Origin of the sequence: Pseudoalteromonas sp. 2CM32C, from assembly GCF_023161925.1 — a bacterium.
Lineage (GTDB): Bacteria > Pseudomonadota > Gammaproteobacteria > Enterobacterales > Alteromonadaceae > Pseudoalteromonas > Pseudoalteromonas marina.
This window is the reverse complement of sequence record NZ_JALNTI010000003.1, coordinates 176,949-196,298: the sequence shown is the minus strand read 5'-3', so window position 1 is coordinate 196,298 and position 19,350 is coordinate 176,949. Positions and strand designations below refer to the sequence as shown.

At 40.4% G+C, this 19,350-nt stretch carries 17 protein-coding genes; 10 read left to right on the top strand and 7 right to left on the bottom strand.

Annotation, left to right across the window (positions count from 1 at the left end; all coding sequences use genetic code 11):
• Positions 1-109: 109 nt before the first annotated feature.
• The 3 genes from MTF67_RS07865 (at position 110) to MTF67_RS07855 (ending at position 3,222) form a co-directional block, all read left to right on the top strand.
• Positions 110-1,954, top strand: coding sequence for a S8 family serine peptidase (locus MTF67_RS07865; protein ID WP_248519219.1), 1,845 nt, complete (start codon positions 110-112; stop codon positions 1,952-1,954).
• Between the two features lie 92 nt (positions 1,955-2,046).
• On the top strand, positions 2,047-2,691 hold the full coding sequence (locus MTF67_RS07860) for a LysE family translocator (protein WP_248519218.1): 645 nt from the start codon (positions 2,047-2,049) through the stop codon (positions 2,689-2,691).
• A gap of 66 nt (positions 2,692-2,757) precedes the next feature.
• A complete protein-coding gene (locus MTF67_RS07855) occupies positions 2,758-3,222 on the top strand; it encodes a methylglyoxal synthase (protein ID WP_006791424.1) in 465 nt (154 codons plus the stop codon).
• A 10-nt stretch (positions 3,223-3,232) separates the two neighbouring features.
• On the opposite strand, the gene yegD is transcribed toward MTF67_RS07855, so the two are convergent.
• The 6 genes from yegD to MTF67_RS07825 all read right to left on the bottom strand — a co-directional run bounded on the left by yegD (position 3,233) and on the right by MTF67_RS07825 (position 10,230).
• Entirely contained in the window at positions 3,233-4,597 is a 1,365-nt protein-coding gene (gene yegD, locus MTF67_RS07850) for a molecular chaperone (RefSeq protein ID WP_248519217.1), read from the bottom strand.
• Between the two features lie 63 nt (positions 4,598-4,660).
• Positions 4,661-5,503 (bottom strand): DNA ligase, encoded by an 843-nt coding sequence (locus MTF67_RS07845; protein ID WP_248519216.1) that lies wholly within the window; start codon positions 5,501-5,503, stop codon positions 4,661-4,663.
• A gap of 33 nt (positions 5,504-5,536) precedes the next feature.
• Complete coding sequence (locus MTF67_RS07840; protein WP_248519215.1) at positions 5,537-6,193, bottom strand: HAD family phosphatase; 657 nt, start codon at positions 6,191-6,193, stop codon at positions 5,537-5,539.
• A 63-nt stretch (positions 6,194-6,256) separates the two neighbouring features.
• Positions 6,257-6,556: a hypothetical protein gene (locus MTF67_RS07835; RefSeq protein WP_006791428.1), complete on the bottom strand. Its 300-nt coding sequence runs from the start codon at positions 6,554-6,556 to the stop codon at positions 6,257-6,259.
• Positions 6,557-6,670: 114 nt separating this feature from the next.
• On the bottom strand, positions 6,671-8,953 hold the full coding sequence (locus tag MTF67_RS07830) for a TonB-dependent receptor (RefSeq protein ID WP_033018864.1): 2,283 nt from the start codon (positions 8,951-8,953) through the stop codon (positions 6,671-6,673).
• 416 nt (positions 8,954-9,369) lie between these two features.
• Positions 9,370-10,230, bottom strand: coding sequence for a mechanosensitive ion channel domain-containing protein (locus tag MTF67_RS07825; RefSeq protein WP_006791430.1), 861 nt, complete (start codon positions 10,228-10,230; stop codon positions 9,370-9,372).
• 310 nt (positions 10,231-10,540) lie between these two features.
• On the opposite strand from MTF67_RS07825, the gene MTF67_RS07820 reads away from it, so the two are divergent.
• From MTF67_RS07820 to MTF67_RS07805, 4 genes are all read left to right on the top strand, one after another.
• Positions 10,541-12,682: a M3 family metallopeptidase gene (locus MTF67_RS07820; RefSeq protein WP_248519214.1), complete on the top strand. Its 2,142-nt coding sequence runs from the start codon at positions 10,541-10,543 to the stop codon at positions 12,680-12,682.
• A 101-nt stretch (positions 12,683-12,783) separates the two neighbouring features.
• Positions 12,784-13,632: a DMT family transporter gene (locus MTF67_RS07815; RefSeq protein WP_248519213.1), complete on the top strand. Its 849-nt coding sequence runs from the start codon at positions 12,784-12,786 to the stop codon at positions 13,630-13,632.
• A gap of 74 nt (positions 13,633-13,706) precedes the next feature.
• Positions 13,707-15,032: a glycerophosphodiester phosphodiesterase family protein gene (locus MTF67_RS07810; protein ID WP_248519212.1), complete on the top strand. Its 1,326-nt coding sequence runs from the start codon at positions 13,707-13,709 to the stop codon at positions 15,030-15,032.
• A gap of 81 nt (positions 15,033-15,113) precedes the next feature.
• Positions 15,114-15,848, top strand: coding sequence for a dienelactone hydrolase family protein (locus MTF67_RS07805; protein ID WP_248519211.1), 735 nt, complete (start codon positions 15,114-15,116; stop codon positions 15,846-15,848).
• A gap of 19 nt (positions 15,849-15,867) precedes the next feature.
• Here the strand turns inward: MTF67_RS07805 and MTF67_RS07800 are convergent, their stop codons facing one another.
• Entirely contained in the window at positions 15,868-16,791 is a 924-nt protein-coding gene (locus tag MTF67_RS07800; protein ID WP_248519210.1) for a LysR family transcriptional regulator, read from the bottom strand.
• 165 nt (positions 16,792-16,956) lie between these two features.
• Between MTF67_RS07800 and MTF67_RS07795 the strand changes: the two genes are divergently transcribed.
• From MTF67_RS07795 to yghU, 3 genes are all read left to right on the top strand, one after another.
• Positions 16,957-17,640: a type 1 glutamine amidotransferase domain-containing protein gene (locus MTF67_RS07795; protein WP_006791436.1), complete on the top strand. Its 684-nt coding sequence runs from the start codon at positions 16,957-16,959 to the stop codon at positions 17,638-17,640.
• A 130-nt stretch (positions 17,641-17,770) separates the two neighbouring features.
• Positions 17,771-18,352 carry a rhomboid family intramembrane serine protease gene (locus tag MTF67_RS07790; protein WP_248519209.1) on the top strand — a complete coding sequence of 194 codons (582 nt, stop codon included), beginning with the start codon at positions 17,771-17,773 and terminating at the stop codon, positions 18,350-18,352.
• Positions 18,353-18,393: 41 nt separating this feature from the next.
• Entirely contained in the window at positions 18,394-19,236 is an 843-nt protein-coding gene (gene yghU / locus MTF67_RS07785) for a glutathione-dependent disulfide-bond oxidoreductase (RefSeq protein WP_248519208.1), read from the top strand.
• The last annotated feature ends 114 nt before the right edge of the window (positions 19,237-19,350 follow it).

Here is a 19,350-nt window from a genome sequence, read left to right as displayed (position 1 = left end):
CAGAATTATTTCATTTTTATTAACAATTCACTATTGCAATCTAGGTACAACTGCTCTATCGTTGAATTAAGTTAACACATGGTTAACAAGATAATTCTAGGATGTAAAAATGAAAAAAAATAAACTTGCCTTAGCATTAATTTTATCTGGTCTATGTACTGCAGGTAATGCAAGTGCACAAAACGATCGTTTCATAATTCAAGTCGATAACAACAAAAAAGGTGTGGTAAAAGCACTTACTAAAAAACTCGGTGGTGATATAAAAGTTGACGGTAATGGGTTTATTGCCGCTAAATTTACTGGTCACGATTTAACAAGCTTAAAAGGTTTACTAAATAACCCTCACATAAAACTTATTGAAGAAGACCAAAAACGTGTTCCTTTATCATTATTCAATGATGACGCCGGCAATGCAATGCAACAACAAATTACACCGTATGCTGTTTATCAATCTCAAGCTGATCAGGTAACATTTGACGCGAATGCGGGTATGAAAGTATGTGTTATTGACTCCGGTTTAGACAGCACAAACCCTGATTTCATTTGGGGAAATATCACTGGCGATAATGACAGCGGCACAGGTAACTGGTTCGATAATGGCGGACCACACGGGACTCATGTGGCGGGTACTATAGGTGCTGCAGATAACAACTTAGGTGTTGTAGGCATGGCACCAGGCGTTGCTATGCACATAATAAAAGTGTTTAACGAATCTGGCTGGGGTTATTCATCAGACTTAGCACAAGCTGCTAACTTATGTTCTCAGGCAGGTGCAAATATCATCAGCATGAGTTTAGGTGGTGGTGGCTCAAATAGTACTGAGTCAAACGCTTTTGCTAATTTCACTAACGCTGGAGGCCTTGTAGTTGCAGCGGCAGGTAACGATGGCAATAACGTTCGTTCATATCCAGCTGGTTATCCATCAGTTATGATGGTAGGCGCAAATGATGCAGATAATCAAATTGCTGACTTTTCACAATTTCCAAGCTGCTCATCAGGTAAAGGTAGACGTGTTACAACTGACGAAACAGTATGTGTTGAAGTGACTGCTGGTGGTGTAGATACGCTTTCAACATACCCTGCTGGCATGGCATCCGCAGCAAATATGTCTGCTGACGGCACACCCTACGCTTCATCCGCAATGGAAAATACTGGTCAAGCATCAGCATCTGCGTACTTTATGGGAACTGCACAAAATATTGATAATGGTGCTGCTGGGAAAGTATGTTTAATAGACCGTGGTGTCGTTTCTTTTTATGACAAAGTAGCAAACTGTGAAAACTCAGGTGGAATAGGCGCTGTTATCATTAACAACGAAGCTGGTATGCTTTACGCAACACTAGGCGATACAAACAATACAACAATTCCGGCTGTGGGTGCCGCATTTGAAGATCGCACTGCACTGCTTGGCAGCACAACGATTACAATAGATATTGGCGCATCAGATTATGGATTCATGAGTGGTACATCAATGGCAACGCCTGCAGTGTCGGGTATTGCAGCTCTTGTATGGTCAAATCATACTGACTGTACGGGTACAGAGATTCGTGATGCTCTAAAAGCAACTGCACAAGATCAAGGCGCAACAGGGCGTGATGATTACTTTGGACACGGTATTGTAAAAGCAGCCGATGCTGATGCCTATTTAACTGCGAATGGTTGTGCAGGTAGTGGTAATGGGGGCGGCGGTACCGACCCAGAGCCTGTAGGTGACATAACGCTTTCTGCTTCAGGTTATAAATCAAAAGGCACCAAGTATGTTGACCTTAATTGGGCTGACGCAGCAACAAGCCAAGTTGATGTTTACCGCAACGGAAGCAAGGTGACAAGTACAGCTAATACTAATAGCTTCACTGATAGAATATCTACCAAAGGTGGCGGCACATATACCTATCAAGTATGTGAAGCTCAAAGCACAAGCGCTTGCTCTAACAACTCAACCGTTACTTTTTAATAAAACGTAACTTAAAAAAGCGGGCAACAGCCCGCTTTTTATTTACCTAGTTGCTTGATAAACTCACTCATATTTAACAATCAATTCTAATAATGATTAATCCCGATTTTCTCTTCTCTTTTTTAATTGCTAGTTTTTTAATGGCGGTTGCCCCAGGCCCTTCGAATGCATTTTTAATGGCACAAACATTTGCAAATGGCCGTACGGCGGGTATGCAAAGTGCACTTGGTTTTGCATTAGGTGGTGTTGTGCATACTTTTTTTGCCGTAATAGGCTTAAGTGCTATTTTAAAAGCATCACCCGCTGCCTATAGTGCTGTTCAATATGCTGGTGCAGCTTATTTGTGTTATTTGGGCTTTATGATGATAAAAAGCACGCTAAAAAACACAGCTACTGCCACACAAACACAAAGTGAAGATAAGCCACACGTAAGCACCGCTAAAAAATCTAATGTGATGTTTCAAGCCATGATGACCGAGGTACTTAACCCTAAGGTCGCTTTATTTTTTATTGCTTTTATTCCACAGTTTGTAGACCCGAGCTTATCATCAGCCACTTTTCAGCTCGCATTTTTTGGCCTGCTATACCCTATTTTTGCTTTTCCAATAGACTGCACGTATATTTATTTTGGCGACAAAATCGCACAGTTTTTTAGGCAGCATCCAAACAGTCAACTTTGGATTGATAGAGTAACGGGAATGATATTTATTGCTCTCGCTATTAATCTACTATTATAACTTTCCTAAATTTTGCTAACAGTTGATGTAACTATGAGCATTTAGGCACAAATAAAAAGAATTAATATGGAACAAAAAACGCAATCTCTCCCTGCAAAGAAAAATATTGCCCTTGTTGCTCACGATGGCAAAAAAGCCGCGCTAAAGCTGTGGTGCGACAAACATAAAAACACACTGAGCAAGCACACCTTATACGGCACAGGTACAACGGGGCATTTAATTCAAAAAAGTACAGGGCTTGATGTTGTTCAGCTTTTAAGTGGCCCAATGGGTGGCGACCAGCAATTGGGCGCAAAAATAGCAGAGCATGAAATTCATGTTTTAATATTTTTTTGGGACCCTTTAGCTTCTCAGCCTCATGACCCTGATGTAAAAGCATTACTGCGCTTAGCGGCAGTGTGGAATATTCCTGTAGCGTGTAACGAGGTAAGTGCTGATATGCTGTTAAGCTCTCCTTTAATGGAAAACGAGCTTGAGCGTACCTTGCCAGATTACGAAAAATACCTCGCAACCCGACAAATAAGTCTTTAAGCCTTTTAAGTTACTTGTAAAGCATGCTGGCCCATTTCGTCAGGCCAGCAGTTACACTACCAAAATGGTCACCATTGACCATATTAATATTACCTAAGTGCTCGCTAAGTGCTGCTTTGATTAGTGGAGACTGCGCACTGCCCCCCGTTAAATAAATAACGTCTGGTGTTGTTTGTGCATCGTTTATTGCTTGTTTTGCCAAAGTGACTATTTGGCTAATACTACTTTCTACAGCTAACGATAAATCATGAACAGATAAGTTTTTACTAAGTTCAGTATCTAAAAAGCGCAAGTCACAGTTAAAGTCAGGTGTTGACGAAAGGGCTATTTTTGCGGCTTCACCTTGTTGAACAAGTTGATGCCCTTGCTTATTTTGTTGTAAGTGAATTAAGCGTTTATAAAGGTCTGGTGCACTTACATCTCGCAACTGTGAATTAAGTTCACGCGCCTGACTTTCACTGTAAAATTGGCTTTGCAAATTAACATCGTTAATTTTACATGCCTGCCAAAACGGCTGATTTGGCAAAGGCAATCCCGACTTAAATGTACTGCCGAGCCCTAATAAGGGCATTAACCCATGAAAGCTCAATGCAATATCTAAATCGTTTCCGCCAACACGTTTACCGCTGTGAGCTAAAAAGTCGTTATCGCGCTGACTATTTCCTCTAAAACTTGGACCCATTTGCACAAACGAACAATCACTGGTCCCCCCACCAATATCTATAACCAACACTTTCTGATCGTGTGTTAAATCACTTTCGTAATCGATACCTGCTGCTAGCGGTTCGTATAAAAAATTAACGTCTTTAAAGCCTGCACGTTTTGCAGCTCGCTCTAAAATACCCACAGCTTGCTGGTTCGACTGTTCACCGCCCACCGCCTGAAAGTTTACAGGCCGGCCAATAACAGTTTGAGTAAGTACTTTTTCTAAAGACTGCTCTGCGCGTTGTTTTATTTTTAAAATCATTGCTGTTGCAATGTCTTCAAAAAAGTTAATTTGGCCTTGCTTTAAACCGGTTGCACCAAAAAACGATTTGGGTGACTTAACAAAGTATCCTTCTTCAGGAAATTGAACGTATTCACTAATTGCTTCACGGCCAATAAATAAGGTCTCATCTGAAGGTTGTAAATCAAGGTCGGATTTAATTCGAGGCAATGAGTTTAAAAGGGCTTGGCGCTGAGATTTAAAATCTTGTTCATGCGCGTTTCCTTTCAAATGCTTAGCAACAAAATCAACCACCAAAGCACTGTGATGCGTATAAAGTGTAGAAGGTAAGTAATGCTTGCCTTGCTCTAAAGGCACTAACTGAACATTATTATTGTTCATTACACCCATAGCACAATTTGAACTACCGTAATCAAAACCTACAAACATATACCACCACACATTACCAAAAAGGCCGCGCAATTTAGCATATTTAAGATCACTTTTAAATTGCTATATGCTTTCTCGCACTCTTAAAAAGCTAGCAAAGCGAGGAAGGCCATTTTTAGTCAACCCATGAAAACGATAGGTAACGGTGCTACCAATGGCCGGTGGGTTTTGACGTTGTGCATCGCTAAATCCTGTACCAATTGAAAATAGCTGCCCAGAGGCTGACTTAACGCGCAGCGCACCCAGCATCCCCGTGTATTTCCCTTTACCCGGCAAATGAGCAATGACAACCGCCTCAGCATCAAGGTAAGGCTTTAACTTTAACAAAGCCCCACTTCGTCCACTTTTGTGTTTTGCATCAGCTAAGTGCAACATAACGCCTTCAGCACCCTGCGCAGTTATGTTATTAAAATAGTCAGAAAGCTGTTTGTTATTTTTAAATCGACGCTGTTTAACAGCTTGGATATGAGGCTGATTAATATGTGTAACAAGTTGGGAATAATTTTTATAACGCTCGCTAAAAGCTAAGGTTTTATCTGGCATATCAAATATCTTGTAAGTGACGGCTTGCCAGTCTTTGTTATTTGGGATTTTAGTTCTTACTATACCGCTTAATGCAGCAAAGTGTTCTCGTTTAGTCCAAAGCTCGCCATCTAACCACGTATTAGGCAGGGATGCAGTAAACCAATGTGGTGCATTAATTATATTCCCTTTGCGAGTAACAAACTGTGTGCCCGTCCATATGGCTCTTACACCGTCAAATTTTTCGCTGACTAAATACGCACTAATATCATTGTGCTTTTCTTCATCATACACTTTGGCTAATAATGCAGAAGGCTGAGAAGTATAAGCCGGGCAGCTAAACAAAATAACCGTAATAAATAACATCCATTTTATAGCAATCATTAGCGCATCCAAGCTAGGTAATAGTGACTTACACTATAGTTGAGATTGCACCCATTGCCAAAACTCATCAAGGTTACCCATGCAATAGGTCGCTTTGCTAAAGTCATGATCTTTGGTGTGGCTATTAGCAATAGCAACCACCCTTAAACTTGCATTATTTGCGGCGCTTACGCCTGTAAATGTATCTTCTACGGCTATCGCATTTTCTGACTTTACGTTTATTTGCTTTAAAGCGAGTAAATACGGGTCGCCTGCAGGCTTAGGGCTAATTACATCGTCTTTAGTAACAAGAGTATCAAACAGCTCATAAAACCCTAACCCTTTTAGAATTGGCATAGCTTCGCTTGTTGCACTTCCGGTGACAAGCGCCATTTTTAAGCCACTATTTTTAACCGCTTTTAGCGTTTGTTCTACATATGGCATAAGCGGTGGTAAGTTCGTTTTGACGTATTCACCAAATAATCGATATTTTTCAGCAGCTAAAAACTCAGCACTGACTGATAAATTATTCTCACTTTTAATTTCAATTGCCGCTTCTAGTGTAGGACGCCCTGAAAACCGCTGACAAAATTCATCATCTAAATAACTTACCTCAAATGGCGCTAACAATGTGCTCCAACATACAAAATGCATCGCTTCTGAATCGACTAGCGTGCCATCCATATCAAATAAAACGGCCTGTAAGCTCATGATCTCTCCTTAAATTAAAGTGCTAAAAAAAGGTGCTAGAGCACCTTTTTTGTTTTTTCATTATTACTGCGTTAAACCCGCCGGCGGCTCACCAAAAGCTTCTTCACCGGTTTCAATATCAACTAACTCATAGCCACGGGCTTTACGAACCACCTTAAGTACAGGTTTTTCAAAAGCAGTTTTTAAGCGCTCCGAGTCATCTTTTAATTCATCAAGCGTTGTACCAAACGGTGCTGCGCCTGTTTCTGACCAGTTAGTTACTTTACCATTTAGGTTATATTCTACTTCGTGTATTTGATATTGCGCTGCTTCATCTTTTGTTGCTTCACAAAAAATCACACGGTAATTCCAAAATCCAGCCATTATATTTCTCTATCAATAAACCAATTATGCGCTACTTTAACAGCTCTAAAAGGGATCACAAAATAAAAAGCCTGCACAAGGCAGGCTTTTAAATGTAAATTTCTAATCTATTAATTAGAAAAATTTAACTTTAAATTCAGCACCAACATAACGCTCTTCATTAACAATACCCGTGTTATTGTTAAAGTCGATAGCGCCTATTGCTTGTTGCTCATCAAATAAGTTACGAACAAAACCAGCAACTTCATATTCGTAGTCACCTTCTGCCCATCTGTAACCTGCACGAAGACCAACTTCAGTTAAAGGCTTGCCTTCAAACTCTACAGATTCATATAAGAACATGTTAATTTTGCTGCGGTAAGAAATATCACCGTTTGCAAAGAAATCACCATCTTCAAGCTCTTTAGTGTAACGAAGCGTAAAGTTAGAGATCCACTCTGGTGCATGCGGTAAGCTGTTACCGTCTAAAATTGCACGATCTTCAGGCCCAAAGGCACCTGCAACTTGGAAAGTTGGATCTGTCACTGTACATTGGCCACACACAGCTACCGCTAAGTCATTATCTTTAAGCTCAGTTTTGTTATAGCTTAAGTTAAATGTTGCATTTAGCTCGTCGCTTAATACCCACTCAGTGTCTAACTCAAAACCGTAGCCTGTCGTTTTGTCTGCATTAATTAAGCGGTTAAAGTTTGCACCACCACCTACAGCAGTCAATTGCTGATCGCTCATTGTGTAGTAGAACACAGTTGCATTTACACGACCTTGTCCGTCTAGCACGTCTGATTTAATACCTGTTTCGAATGAAGTCACTGTTTCAGAATCAGCGGTTGTTACTTCATCACCAAACAAAATACGACCTTGCAAGCTTGGTGCACGGAATGTGTTAGCTACACGGCTGTACCAGTTTACGTCTTCGTTTACTTTGTAGTTAGCAGATAAATCCCAGCTCACGTGGCTATCGCTAACATCTTGCTCGATAAATAAAGCACCACCGCCAATAGGGCTTAGTGTACGATCTGCAGAGAAGTCTTTTTCATCATCAGAGTAACGAAGGCCCGCTGTTATTTTTAAATCATCAGATACAACATAATCAACAGAGCCAAATACTGCCCAAGCAGTTGTATCTTGTTGCTGTTTAACATACCCATTTAAAGCGCCGGCCGGTGATGAAAACGTGTCATAGCTAAAGTTTTCAATTGTTAGCTCTTCGTCAAAGTAAAAAACACCTACTTGATAGTTTAAGTCGCCATCAAAGTTACTTGATAAACGAAGCTCTTGAGTAATTTGATCTTGCTCAGGAATACCATCAGCACTTTCTGAAGGGAAAGGAATAAAGCCAGGCCCCATGTAATCAGGAAGGAATACAGCACCGTAACCACCGTCAATATCACCACGAGAGTATATTTCAGCGCTTTCCCATGCAGAGATAGACGTTACAGTGTGGTTTTCAAGATCCCATTCAAGTCTTAGGCTCATACCTTCAGATTCTACTTGTTGAGTAGAACGAGCACCGGCATCTTGGTATACAACATCGTGCTCGTAGTTATCGACTAATTCGTTAGAACCAGACTCAATAACATTTGCACGGAACGCGATAGGTGAACCATCTAAATCACGTGTGTGATAGTTTAATAAAGCAGAAAAATCATCGCCTTCGTATAAAAACTGAATACGTGCTGCTTTTTCAGTATAACCGCCCTGTTGATCTTTAGCTTCAAAACCAGGTGCTTGGTTATCAATGTAATCATCTTTATCTTGCCATAATAATGAAACGCGAGCAGATAAACGATCTGTTAACGCACCACCTACAGCACCTTCAGTATCTACAGCGCCACGGCTACCGTATGAAACCGCACCGTAACCGTCAAACTCTTGGCTAGGTTTAACTGAGTCAAATTTAACAAGGCCTGCAGGCGTATTACGGCCAAATAAAGTACCTTGCGGACCACGTAACACTTCTACGCGTTCAACATCAAATACAGGAAAGCCTTTTAAAATCGCATTTTCTTGAACAACTTCATCAACAACTAACGATACAGGTTGAGACGCATTTAAATCGAAATCTGTGTTACCTAAACCACGTACGTAAAAACGTGGGAAAGAACGGCCAAATGAAGATTCGATAGACAAGCTTGGAATTTTTGCGTTCATAAAACGAATATCCATGCCTGCCGAGCTGTATGCATCAAGGTTATCACCTTGCAGTGCAGATACAGCTACAGGAACCTCTTGAGCATTTTCTACACGTTTACGCGCAGTAACTTGAATAACTTCTAATTGGTTATTTTTTTTAGCCGTTTCTTCTTCAGCAGCAAATGAAGAAACAGAAGTGCCAGCAGCAGATAATAGTGCGGCATTAATGATTGTCGCTATTGCAGATTTTTTAATTGCTTTCATGTCGGGTTTTAACCTTTTGTATGCACTCTTGTTCAACGGTTTTTTGTGTTGCGCAATGTATTCATTGCGGGCTCGTACAATTTTTCGCGACTTGGCTATATGCGCGCGGACCTCATTATCGAGAGTACAAAAACGAAATAATAAGGCTGAACGAACGTAAGAGATTATACCACTGTGTAATAAATTTACTGCATAAAACTTTTCAATTTCTGAAACTTTTTTGCAACATTTAACCACAAGATAGCGACTTTTTATTACTTTTTAGATGTAAAAACCCAAATATAAGGACATATGTCCTTATCAATAAAACTACAAATAAAGTAGCAGTTTTAACGTTTTAACTAAAAAACCTAACTTAGGAACAGTTTTTGCTAAGGTGAAAAACCGCACTAGCCGGTTTTTTCCTCAATGCTTTATCACGTTCGTTTTAAGGCTATTTCTCCATCTATGTGAATGTCTCGTTGAGGGAACGCAATCACTACATTATTTTGCTCAAATACATCGTACAGACTAAAGCGAATATCACTGCGCACGGTTCTAAGCATGGTTTCAGATTCAGCACATACCCAAAAAACAGCGTTAAAAACTAATGAGCTATCGGCAAAGTCGTCAAATAGCACTGCCGATTTTGGTGTTTTTAAAATCGCTTTATGCTCATCAAGCACCTGTTGGATGAGCTTTTTAACTAAAACTACATCCGATCCATAAGCAACACCTACGCTTACCGACGAGCGTGCATTCCCATCAATTAACGTCCAGTTTGTTACGGTGTTTTCTAATAATTGGCTGTTGGGGATCAACATATGTACGCCATCATTTCGACGAATCCGCGTTGAACGTGTATTAATAGTTTCGACGACACCCTTGGCACTGCCTACTTCTAAAAAGTCACCTATTCGAATAGGACGCTCCCACATTAATATCCAACCGCTTATAAAGTTATTAATTATATTTTGCGCACCAAACCCCACACCTATTGCAATAGCACCCGATACAAATGCAAAAGCCGTCAATGGAATATTTAATACTTCTAGCGAGGTAAAAACTAATATGGCGATACTTAAAATAAAATAAATACGCGTAAATAAATGAACAGCATCTTGGCTTATTTTCTTGGCGAGTAAAGTTCTTTTTATTAACTTACCAATGTGTGTCACCACAAACCACATTGCAAATAAAATAAGTGGCACCTGAATTATTTTTGCCACTGTGAGTTGTATATCGTTGTAACTAAATACAACAAAAGAAAGGATTTCGTTTATTTGTTCTAAATTCATTTATTTTCCAATCAGGGGGTCTTTAATATTATTATAGAGTGAATGTGTTTTAATTAACTAACATTAGCACGCCACAATGCAATTTAACTGACTTTAAAAATTGCACTTTGTTACTTTGCAGTACTTGTGCCACCAAAAAACAAACAACACAAGCTACTTTTACCTACCTAAACATCTATTTTTAGCTAATTTGCGTTTAAATCCTGCTTAATCTCGATAAACTTTATTGTATATAAATCAAAATTTGGTAAGTTAAGTGGGTTTTTCGACTCGAAAAGCCTATCCCGGCTAATCTTTCTATGGAGTTATTATGCGTAAAACCCTAATCGCCACTACAATTGCTAGTGCATTATTACTATCTGCCTGTTCAGAAAATAAATCAGAAACACAAACAATGGCAAAAGAAAGCGCAGCACAAGTGCAAGACGTAAACGCAAGCAATGTGTTATTCAAACCAAGTCCTTTACAATACATGGCACCTGAGTTTGATAAATTTGGTACTAAAGATTACGAAGCTGTCTTCGACGCGGGTATTGCAGAGCATACAGCTCAAATTCAAGCAATTGCTAATAACCCAGAGCCAGCAACATTTAAAAACACATTAGTTGAAATGGAACTATCTGGTGAGTTATTGAACCGTGTATCAACGGCATTTTATAACTTATCGGGCTTAATTTCAGATGACGAATACCAGCGCATTAGTAAAAAAATGGCGCCAGTATTATCGGCTCACTCTGATGACATTTATTTAAACGGTGCTTTATTTGAGCGCGTTCAAACAATCTACGATAACCAAGCAACACTAAGCGCTGAAGATCAACGCCTTGTTGACTTTTACTACAAGCAGTTTGTAAAAGCCGGTGCTAAATTAAGTGACGAAGAAAAAGCAAAAATGCGCGAAATTAACGCACAACTTGCTAACTTATCTACTGCGTTTTCGCAAAACGTTTTAAAATCGTTTAAAGAAGACGTGATTGTTGTTACTGACAAGTCTAAACTTGCAGGCCTTTCTGAAGGTGAAATTGCAGGCCTAGCAGCTGCAGCTAAAAAAGCAGGCAAAGAAGGCTACATGATCACGCTTGTGAACACCACGCAACAGCCTATTTTATCAAGCCTTGAAAACCGCGAGTTACGTGAGCAAATTTTTACTGCGTCAGCAAACCGTGCAGCACAAACAAATGGCCCTATCATCATTGAAGAAACAAACTTACGTGCACAAAAAGCAGAGCTTTTAGGCTACAAAGATTGGGCTTCGTATGTAATGACCTCGCGTATGGCGCAAACAACTGAAAATGTATACGGCATTTTAGATGACCTTGCCCCTAAAGCAGTTGAAAAAGCGAAAATTGAAGCAGCAGCTATTCAAAAAGTAATTAATGATTCGGGCGAAAGCTTCGAACTTAAACCTTGGGATTGGGCATTTTACGCTGAAAAAGTACGTGCTGAAAAATACGACCTAGACCCTGCGTTAGTTAAACCTTACTTTGAAATGAGCTCAGTAATTAACGATGGTTTATTCTTTGCGATGAATAAACTATACGGTATTACGTTCAAAGAACGTCAAGACTTACCGGTTTACCACGAAGATGTAACCGTTTATGAAGTATTTAACGCTGACGGCAGTGCAATTGGTTTATTTTACATGGACCCATACGCACGTGAAGGCAAGCGTGGCGGCGCATGGATGAGTGCATACGTAAGCCAAAGCGGCTTAAAAGGCACTAAACCTGTTATTTACAACGCGCAAAATATTCCAAAGCCTGCTGAAGGCGAGCCAACGCTTATGACCTTTGACGAAGTGTCGACTATGTTCCATGAATTTGGTCATGCGGCTCACGGTTTATTCTCAGATGTTAAATACCCAAGTCTTGCAGGCACTGCAACAGCGCGTGACTTTGTTGAGTTTCCATCTCAAGCACATGAAGATTGGATGATTGAGCCTAGCGTACTTGCTAATTACGCTAAGCACTACAAAACAGGTGAGCCAATTCCACAAGCATTACTTGATAAAGTATTAGCATCGCAAAAATTCAACCAAGGTTTTGGTACGACTGAATATTTAGCGGCTGCTTTACTGGATATGGAATGGCACTCATTTGGTTCAGATAAGAAAATCAGTGATGTTCAAGAGTTTGAAAACGCAGCGCTAAAAGCTCATGGTATTGATTACTACCCTGTACCACCGCGTTATAAATCAAACTACTTTAGCCATACCTTTGCCGGCGGTTACTCTGCGGGTTACTACGCATACCTTTGGACTGAAGTATTTGCAGCCGATGCATTTGCACACATGGAAAACAACGGTGGTTTAACACGTGAAAACGGCGATAACTTCCGTAAAGAAATCCTATCAAAAGGTAATAGCCGTGACTTAATGCAAAGCTACATTGAGTTTAGAGGTCAAAAACCAACAACCGACGCACTACTTAAGCGCCGTGGTTTAGTAGAATAATAACTTAACTTATTATTTTTAATATAAAAGCCCGCTTGCGGGCTTTTATTGTTTATACCTTAATTTATAACAGATAAACTTAGCCAATTAGTTATTACACAATGATGGTTATGGGCTATTTATTTGCAGTGACCCTGCTTTGGGCATTTTCGTTTAGTTTAATTGGCGTATATTTAGCTGGGCACGTTGATGCATGGTTTAGCGTATTAATCCGTGTTGCGCTAGCTACATTGGTATTTTTACCGTTTATCAAACGCCTTCCTCCCGCCACCGCAATCAAACTTATGTTAATAGGCGCTGTGCAACTTGGGGTTATGTACAGTTTTTACTACCACTCATTTTTGTTTTTAAGCGTCCCTGAAGTATTGCTTTTTACTGTTATGACGCCGCTCTATATTACTTTATTAAACGATACCCTTAACAAACAGTTTAATCCGCAATTTTTTATTGTTGCCTTAATTGCCGTGCTGGGTGCAGTAGCAATTCGTTATGAAAATCTCGACAATGACTTTTGGCTAGGACTGTTGCTTGTGCAAGGAGCCAATTTAAGTTTTGCAACTGGGCAAGTTACTTACAAACGGTTAATGCAAGGCAAGCAGCTTGACGACAAGGCGGCATTTAGCTGGTTTTTTATTGGCGCCCTTATTGTTGCAGGCTTATGTTACGCATTATTTGGTAACTCGAGTAAGCTGCCAAGCACAAATACACAATGGGGGATTTTAATTTATTTAGGGATAGTGGCCTCAGGCTTGGGTTATTTTTTATGGAATAAAGGCGCAACGCTTGTCAATGTTGGGGCGTTGGCGGTCATGAATAACTTGCTCATCCCTGCCGGTATTATTGTTAATATTGTTATTTGGAATAGAGATGCCGATATTTTTAGGCTAAGTATTGGTGCAGCAATAATGCTTTTAGCGTTAGTGGTTAATCAGATAATGACGAAAAAATAAGTTCACTTTTCTGTCGTTTAATTGTCATTAAGAGTTACTAAGGTAGTGCAACTTTTATTTTTTAAGGATAAACAATGAAGCGTATTACCTTATCTGCCAGTTGCCTTCTAATTGTTGCACTTACCGGTTGTGACGATGAAGTTAAAGTAGTCGAAAAAGACGTTTTAGTAACTAACACTGAAGTTGAAATTGTAGAAGTACCCACGCCAGTCGTTGTAGAAGTTGCCCAAGGTAGCAATGTTCAACTTGGCACACGCCCTGATTATTTAATTAACGACATGGCGCCAAGCGAGTTAAAAACACAATTAGCATCATGCCAAGATGGCCCATTTTATAAGACAGACTTTTCAATTGGGCATCGCGGTGCGCCAATGCAATACCCTGAACATACTAAAGAATCTTATATTGCAGCAGCGCGAATGGGCGCAGGTATTGTAGAGTGCGATGTAACGTTTACAAACGATAAAGAACTAGTGTGTCGCCACTCACAATGTGACTTACATACTACCACTAACATTTTAGCTATCCCAGAACTTGCCGCCAAATGCAGTGTGCCATTTACCCCAGCCGATCCAAATACCGGGACTCCCGCTTCAGCAAAGTGCTGTACAAGCGATATTAGCCTGAGCGAATTTTTAACCCTTGAAGGAAAAATGGATGGTGCGAACCCTAAAGCCAGCACAGTGGCAGAATACCTTGACGGCACCCCAAATTGGCGTACCGATTTATACTCAAAAACAGGAACGCTATTAACCCACAAGCAAAGTGTTGAGTTATTTAAAGAGTTGGGTGTAAAAATGACCCCAGAGCTTAAGTCGCCTCAAGTTAGCATGCCTTTTGATGGTATGAGCCAAGAACAATACGCACAAAAAATGCTTGATGAATACACGCAATTAGATGTCCCCGCAAATCAGGTATACCCACAATCGTTTAATTTAGACGATGTTAAATATTGGATTAACACCAACCCTGAATTTGCAGATCAAAGTGTTTATTTAGATGGTCGCGATAGTGAAGCTGGTTTTGACCCGAGCAATCCAGCAACATGGCAACCAAGCATGGCTGAACTGGTTGCTGACGACGTTAAAATACTTGCGCCTCCCATTTGGATGATGCTTACCATCGATAACGATAACAATATTGTTCCTTCACAATACGCAATTGAAGCAAAAGCGGCAGGTTTGAAGCTCATAGCATGGAGCCTTGAGCGCTCAGGGCCGCTAAATGAAGGGGGTGGTTATTATTATCAGTCAATTGCTGATGTAATCAATAACGATGGCGATATGATGACTGTAGTTGATGTGTTAGCAAAACAAGTGGGTGTAATGGGTATATTTTCTGATTGGCCAGCCACGGTAAGCTACTACGCAAGCTGTAATAAAATGCCAGCCAGCATTTAAAAACGCATTTCAGCGGTCGTTTATTCTGCTGCGCTCAGTTACCATAAAGAAATTACCAAACCTTTTTAACTGAGCGCTTTTATGATCATCCAACAACATAATACCGACTTACCAACGCCAACAGGCCTAATGCGAACCACAGTGTATCGTCCACAAGCCGATGGTCAGTTTCCTGCCATTATTTTTTATTCTGAGATTTTTCAGCAAACGGCTCCTATTGCTCGAAGTGCTGCACTTTTAGCAAGCCATGGTTTTGTTGTACTCGTGCCTGAGGTATTTCATGAGTTAAATCCTATCGGGACTGTACTTGCTTACGATGATGCAGGTAAAGACAAAGGCAATGCGGATAAGTGGAAAAAATCGCTTGAGCATCACGATAGCGACACACAAACATTAATCGATTTTGTAAAATCGCAGCGGTATTGCTCAGGTTCAGTGGGGGCGATGGGCGTATGTATTGGCGGACATTTAGCTTATAGAGCTGCACTTAATCCCCAAATTAAAGCAGCGTTTTGCTTATACGCAACGGATATTCACAGCAATACATTACCAGCTCAAGAAGGAAACAATTCATTTGAGCGCATGGCCGATATACAAGGTGAAATACATTTTATTTGGGGTAAACAAGACCCTCATGTACCACAAGAAGGCCGCAGTAAAATTTATCAGCAATGTGTAACGACAGGCATTAACTACCAGTGGCAAGAAGTTAACGCGCAACATGCCTTTATGCGTGATGAAGGTGAGCGATACGACGGTGCATTGGCAATCGCAATGTACCAACAAGCCGTGACGCTATTTAATCGCACTTTATAAACACTTAAAAAACGTCTTACTAAGTACTTTTCAGCATACCCAGCGCGGTATGCTGCTTTACAAAGTACGCTTTTAAATAATCAATAAATAACCTAAGTTTTTTAGAGCCTGTAGCACCTGGCGGAAACACCCCGTAAAGCTCAATATCTTTAGTTTTGTAATCGTCTAATATGATCTCTAGTAGCCCAGCTTGCACCTTTGGCCAGGCATCATATAAGGGAATACGGCCAAGACCATGCCCTGCCTCTACAAATGCCGTGCGTGCTGCCGCATTATTTGTGCTTAAACCACCTTGCATTGTAATGTCGTGCTTTTTGCCATCTTTTTGAAGCGTTAAAGTTTTACTCCCCAGCTGATACACAACCCATTTATGCGCTCTTAACTCAGCTGGCGTTTTAGGTTTACCAAAATAGTTAAAGTAATCTGAAGAGCCACAAATACAGGTACTCATTGTGGTCAGTTTTGTCGCTTGTAAGTTTGAGTCACTTAACGCAACACCTCGAATGGCAATATCAAAACCATTTTTTATTATATCTACTACGTCGTCGGTTAGCTGTAGGTCGATTTCAATTTTTGGATATTGGCGCTTAAACGTATTTATAGCGGGTACAATTAATTGCATCCCTACATTAACGGGGCAACTCACTTTAAGTAAACCTTGCGGCTCGCTTTTTATATTCTCTATCTGTTGATTAGCGGCATTGGCTTGCTCAGTAATAACGCGACAACGCTCGTAGTACGCTATACCGGCCTCTGTAAGTGTCATTGTGCGAGTAGAGCGGTTTAAAAGTGTAACTTCAAGCTGGGTTTCTAATTTTTTTAAGTGATAGCTTGCCACAGCGCGTGTTAAACCTAATTGCTTAGCGGCGGCTGTTAAACTTCCCTGCTCTACAATTTGCGCAAACACCACCATACTTTTTAATTGCTCGAACGACACTTTCATGGCTTTTCCACCTAGTTAAAATTCAACCCATTAATTGTATCAATTATTAAACCAATAAAGTCAAATTTATCATCGTTGTTTAAAGTAATTTAAATGCATATAGTAATGATACGAGTTTGGTGAATACCAAATACTAATTAACTCAATTATCGAAGGAATATAGTTATGGCTAAAAAAATACTTATGGTACTTACTTCACATGCGGATCTTGGTAACACAGGTGAAAAAACCGGTTTTTGGGTTGAAGAATTTGCAGCACCTTACTATGCATTTGTCGATGCTGGCGCTGAAGTGACACTTGCGTCTCCTGCTGGTGGCCAACCGCCAATTGACCCTACAAGCACACTTGCTGATTTTCAAACCGATGCAACTAAACGTTACGATGCAGACAGCGCAGCACAAGCGCTAATGGCCAACACACATGCACTAAGCGAAGTAAACTCAAGCGATTACGACGCAGTATTTTACCCAGGCGGCCACGGCCCATTATGGGATTTAGTAGATAACACCGATTCTGTATCACTAATTGAAAGTTTTGTTAAAGAAGAAAAACCAGTTGCGGGCGTTTGCCATGCAAGTGCTGTGTTTTTAAATGTTAAAGATGCAGACGGCAACGCATTGGTAGCAGGTAAAAAAGTAACTGGCTTTACTAATAGCGAAGAAGAAGCCGTACAACTGACCGACGTAGTTCCTTTTTTAGTGGAAGACGAGCTAATCAAAAAAGGTGGCGACTACCAAAAAACTGAAGATTGGGGTGTACTTGCCCTAGAAGACGGTTTGCTAATAACGGGTCAAAACCCTGCAAGCTCAGAGCTTGCTGCTAAAAAACTATTAACTAAATTGGGTTAATAGCATTTAAATACTAAAGGCCAACGCGGCCTTAATTAAGCACAGCATTTGAGCTGTGCTTTTTATTTGCTTTTCATTACCAAATACAATTCCTATACTGGCAACTGTTTAAGGTCAATTAGGGAAATTTATGACAACCAAGCCTTCGTCTCTGTCATTACTAACAACGACTCGCTTTGCTATATTTAGCATTGTCGCTGCTTGCTTTGTACTTCAAGTTATTAATAGCCTTCCTGGTATAAACCTTAATGGTTTAGGTATTTACCCGCGCAGCATACAAGGATTAATAGGCATACTTTGCGCTCCCTTTTTACACGGTAGCTGGTGGCACTTTGCCAGTAACATGCTGCCTTTTGCAGTGCTCAGCTGGCTCATTTGTCAATACAGTGTTAAACGGTTCTACTCTGTATTTATTTTCACCGCACTTTTGGGCGGGTTATTAGTTTGGGCATTTGGCCGTAGTAGCCTTCATGTTGGTTTGAGCGGCGTAATATACGGGTTGTGGGGTTTTATTCTCTGCTATGGCGTGGTCAGGCGTTCGCTAAAATCAATCATAATCGCTATCGTTGTTGCCATACTTTATAGCGGATTTATTTGGGGCGTATTGCCGCAACGCTTTCATATTTCGTTTGAAAGCCACTTATTCGGAACCCTAAGCGGGTTGTTTTTGGGTTATAAATTAGCAAAAGCAGATAGACAAAAAGGTTTGTAAAAAACTATTTTAAGTGAATCAATCTAACAGTGAGGTTATTTATGAGCGATACAAACGATTACACACCAGCTAAAGTGTGGACGTGGGAAAGTGAAAGTGGCGGTAAGTTTGCCAGTATTAATAGACCCATAGCTGGGGCAACTCATGACAAAACCTTGCCTATTGGCGAGCATTCATTTCAACTGTACTCGCTGGCAACGCCTAATGGCCAAAAAGCCGCTATTATGCTTGAAGAACTTTTAGAGCTTGGCCTTAATGATGCGCAATACGATGCTTATCTAATTAATATTGGCGAGGGAGATCAGTTTGGTTCTGACTTTGTTGATATTAATCCAAACTCAAAAATTCCTGCGTTACTCGATCACTCAACAACACCGCCAACTCGTGTATTTGAGTCTGGCTCTATTTTGCAATATTTAGGTGAAAAATTTAACGCACTTATACCCAAAAGCCTTGTAGCAAAAACCGAGTGCCGTAACTGGTTATTTTGGCAAATGGGATCAGCTCCCTACTTAGGTGGTGGTTTTGGCCACTTTTATAGCTATGCGCCAAGTAAAATGCAATACCCCATTGACCGCTTTACTATGGAAACCAAACGCCAACTCGATGTACTTAATCAGCATTTGAGCAGTAACGATTATATGGCAGGTGATGAATATTCTATTGCCGACATTGCCATTTGGCCTTGGTATGGCTCACTGGTTTTAGGCGACTTATACGATGCTGCTGAGTTTTTAGACGTTGCCTCTTATACGCATGTTGTTAGATGGGCCAAACAAATTTCTGAGCGTCCAGCGGTTAAAAGAGGTCGTCGAGTTAATCGCACATGGGGGCCCGAGGAAGAACAGTTAGCCGAACGACATAGCGCAGACGACTTTAAATAAAGTGCTAGAATGTATCAAAAAAGCCAGCTTAAATGCTGGTTTTTTATGTCCGCTATAAATATGGCGCTACTAAAATGATCACATTAACCTGCCTGAAAGTAGAATATTTAAACA

Coding starts and splice junctions, on each gene's coding strand:
- yegD (WP_248519217.1), bottom strand. CDS start 4,597: ATGTTTGTAGGTTTTGATTACGGTAGTTCAAATTGTGCTATGGGTGTA.
- MTF67_RS07810 (WP_248519212.1), top strand. CDS start 13,707: ATGAAGCGTATTACCTTATCTGCCAGTTGCCTTCTAATTGTTGCACTT.
- MTF67_RS07795 (WP_006791436.1), top strand. CDS start 16,957: ATGGCTAAAAAAATACTTATGGTACTTACTTCACATGCGGATCTTGGT.
- MTF67_RS07830 (WP_033018864.1), bottom strand. CDS start 8,953: ATGAAAGCAATTAAAAAATCTGCAATAGCGACAATCATTAATGCCGCA.
- yghU (WP_248519208.1), top strand. CDS start 18,394: ATGAGCGATACAAACGATTACACACCAGCTAAAGTGTGGACGTGGGAA.
- MTF67_RS07805 (WP_248519211.1), top strand. CDS start 15,114: ATGATCATCCAACAACATAATACCGACTTACCAACGCCAACAGGCCTA.
- MTF67_RS07835 (WP_006791428.1), bottom strand. CDS start 6,556: ATGGCTGGATTTTGGAATTACCGTGTGATTTTTTGTGAAGCAACAAAA.
- MTF67_RS07865 (WP_248519219.1), top strand. CDS start 110: ATGAAAAAAAATAAACTTGCCTTAGCATTAATTTTATCTGGTCTATGT.
- MTF67_RS07800 (WP_248519210.1), bottom strand. CDS start 16,791: ATGAAAGTGTCGTTCGAGCAATTAAAAAGTATGGTGGTGTTTGCGCAA.
- MTF67_RS07855 (WP_006791424.1), top strand. CDS start 2,758: ATGGAACAAAAAACGCAATCTCTCCCTGCAAAGAAAAATATTGCCCTT.
- MTF67_RS07815 (WP_248519213.1), top strand. CDS start 12,784: ATGATGGTTATGGGCTATTTATTTGCAGTGACCCTGCTTTGGGCATTT.
- MTF67_RS07825 (WP_006791430.1), bottom strand. CDS start 10,230: ATGAATTTAGAACAAATAAACGAAATCCTTTCTTTTGTTGTATTTAGT.
- MTF67_RS07790 (WP_248519209.1), top strand. CDS start 17,771: ATGACAACCAAGCCTTCGTCTCTGTCATTACTAACAACGACTCGCTTT.
- MTF67_RS07820 (WP_248519214.1), top strand. CDS start 10,541: ATGCGTAAAACCCTAATCGCCACTACAATTGCTAGTGCATTATTACTA.
- MTF67_RS07840 (WP_248519215.1), bottom strand. CDS start 6,193: ATGAGCTTACAGGCCGTTTTATTTGATATGGATGGCACGCTAGTCGAT.
- MTF67_RS07845 (WP_248519216.1), bottom strand. CDS start 5,503: ATGATTGCTATAAAATGGATGTTATTTATTACGGTTATTTTGTTTAGC.
- MTF67_RS07860 (WP_248519218.1), top strand. CDS start 2,047: ATGATTAATCCCGATTTTCTCTTCTCTTTTTTAATTGCTAGTTTTTTA.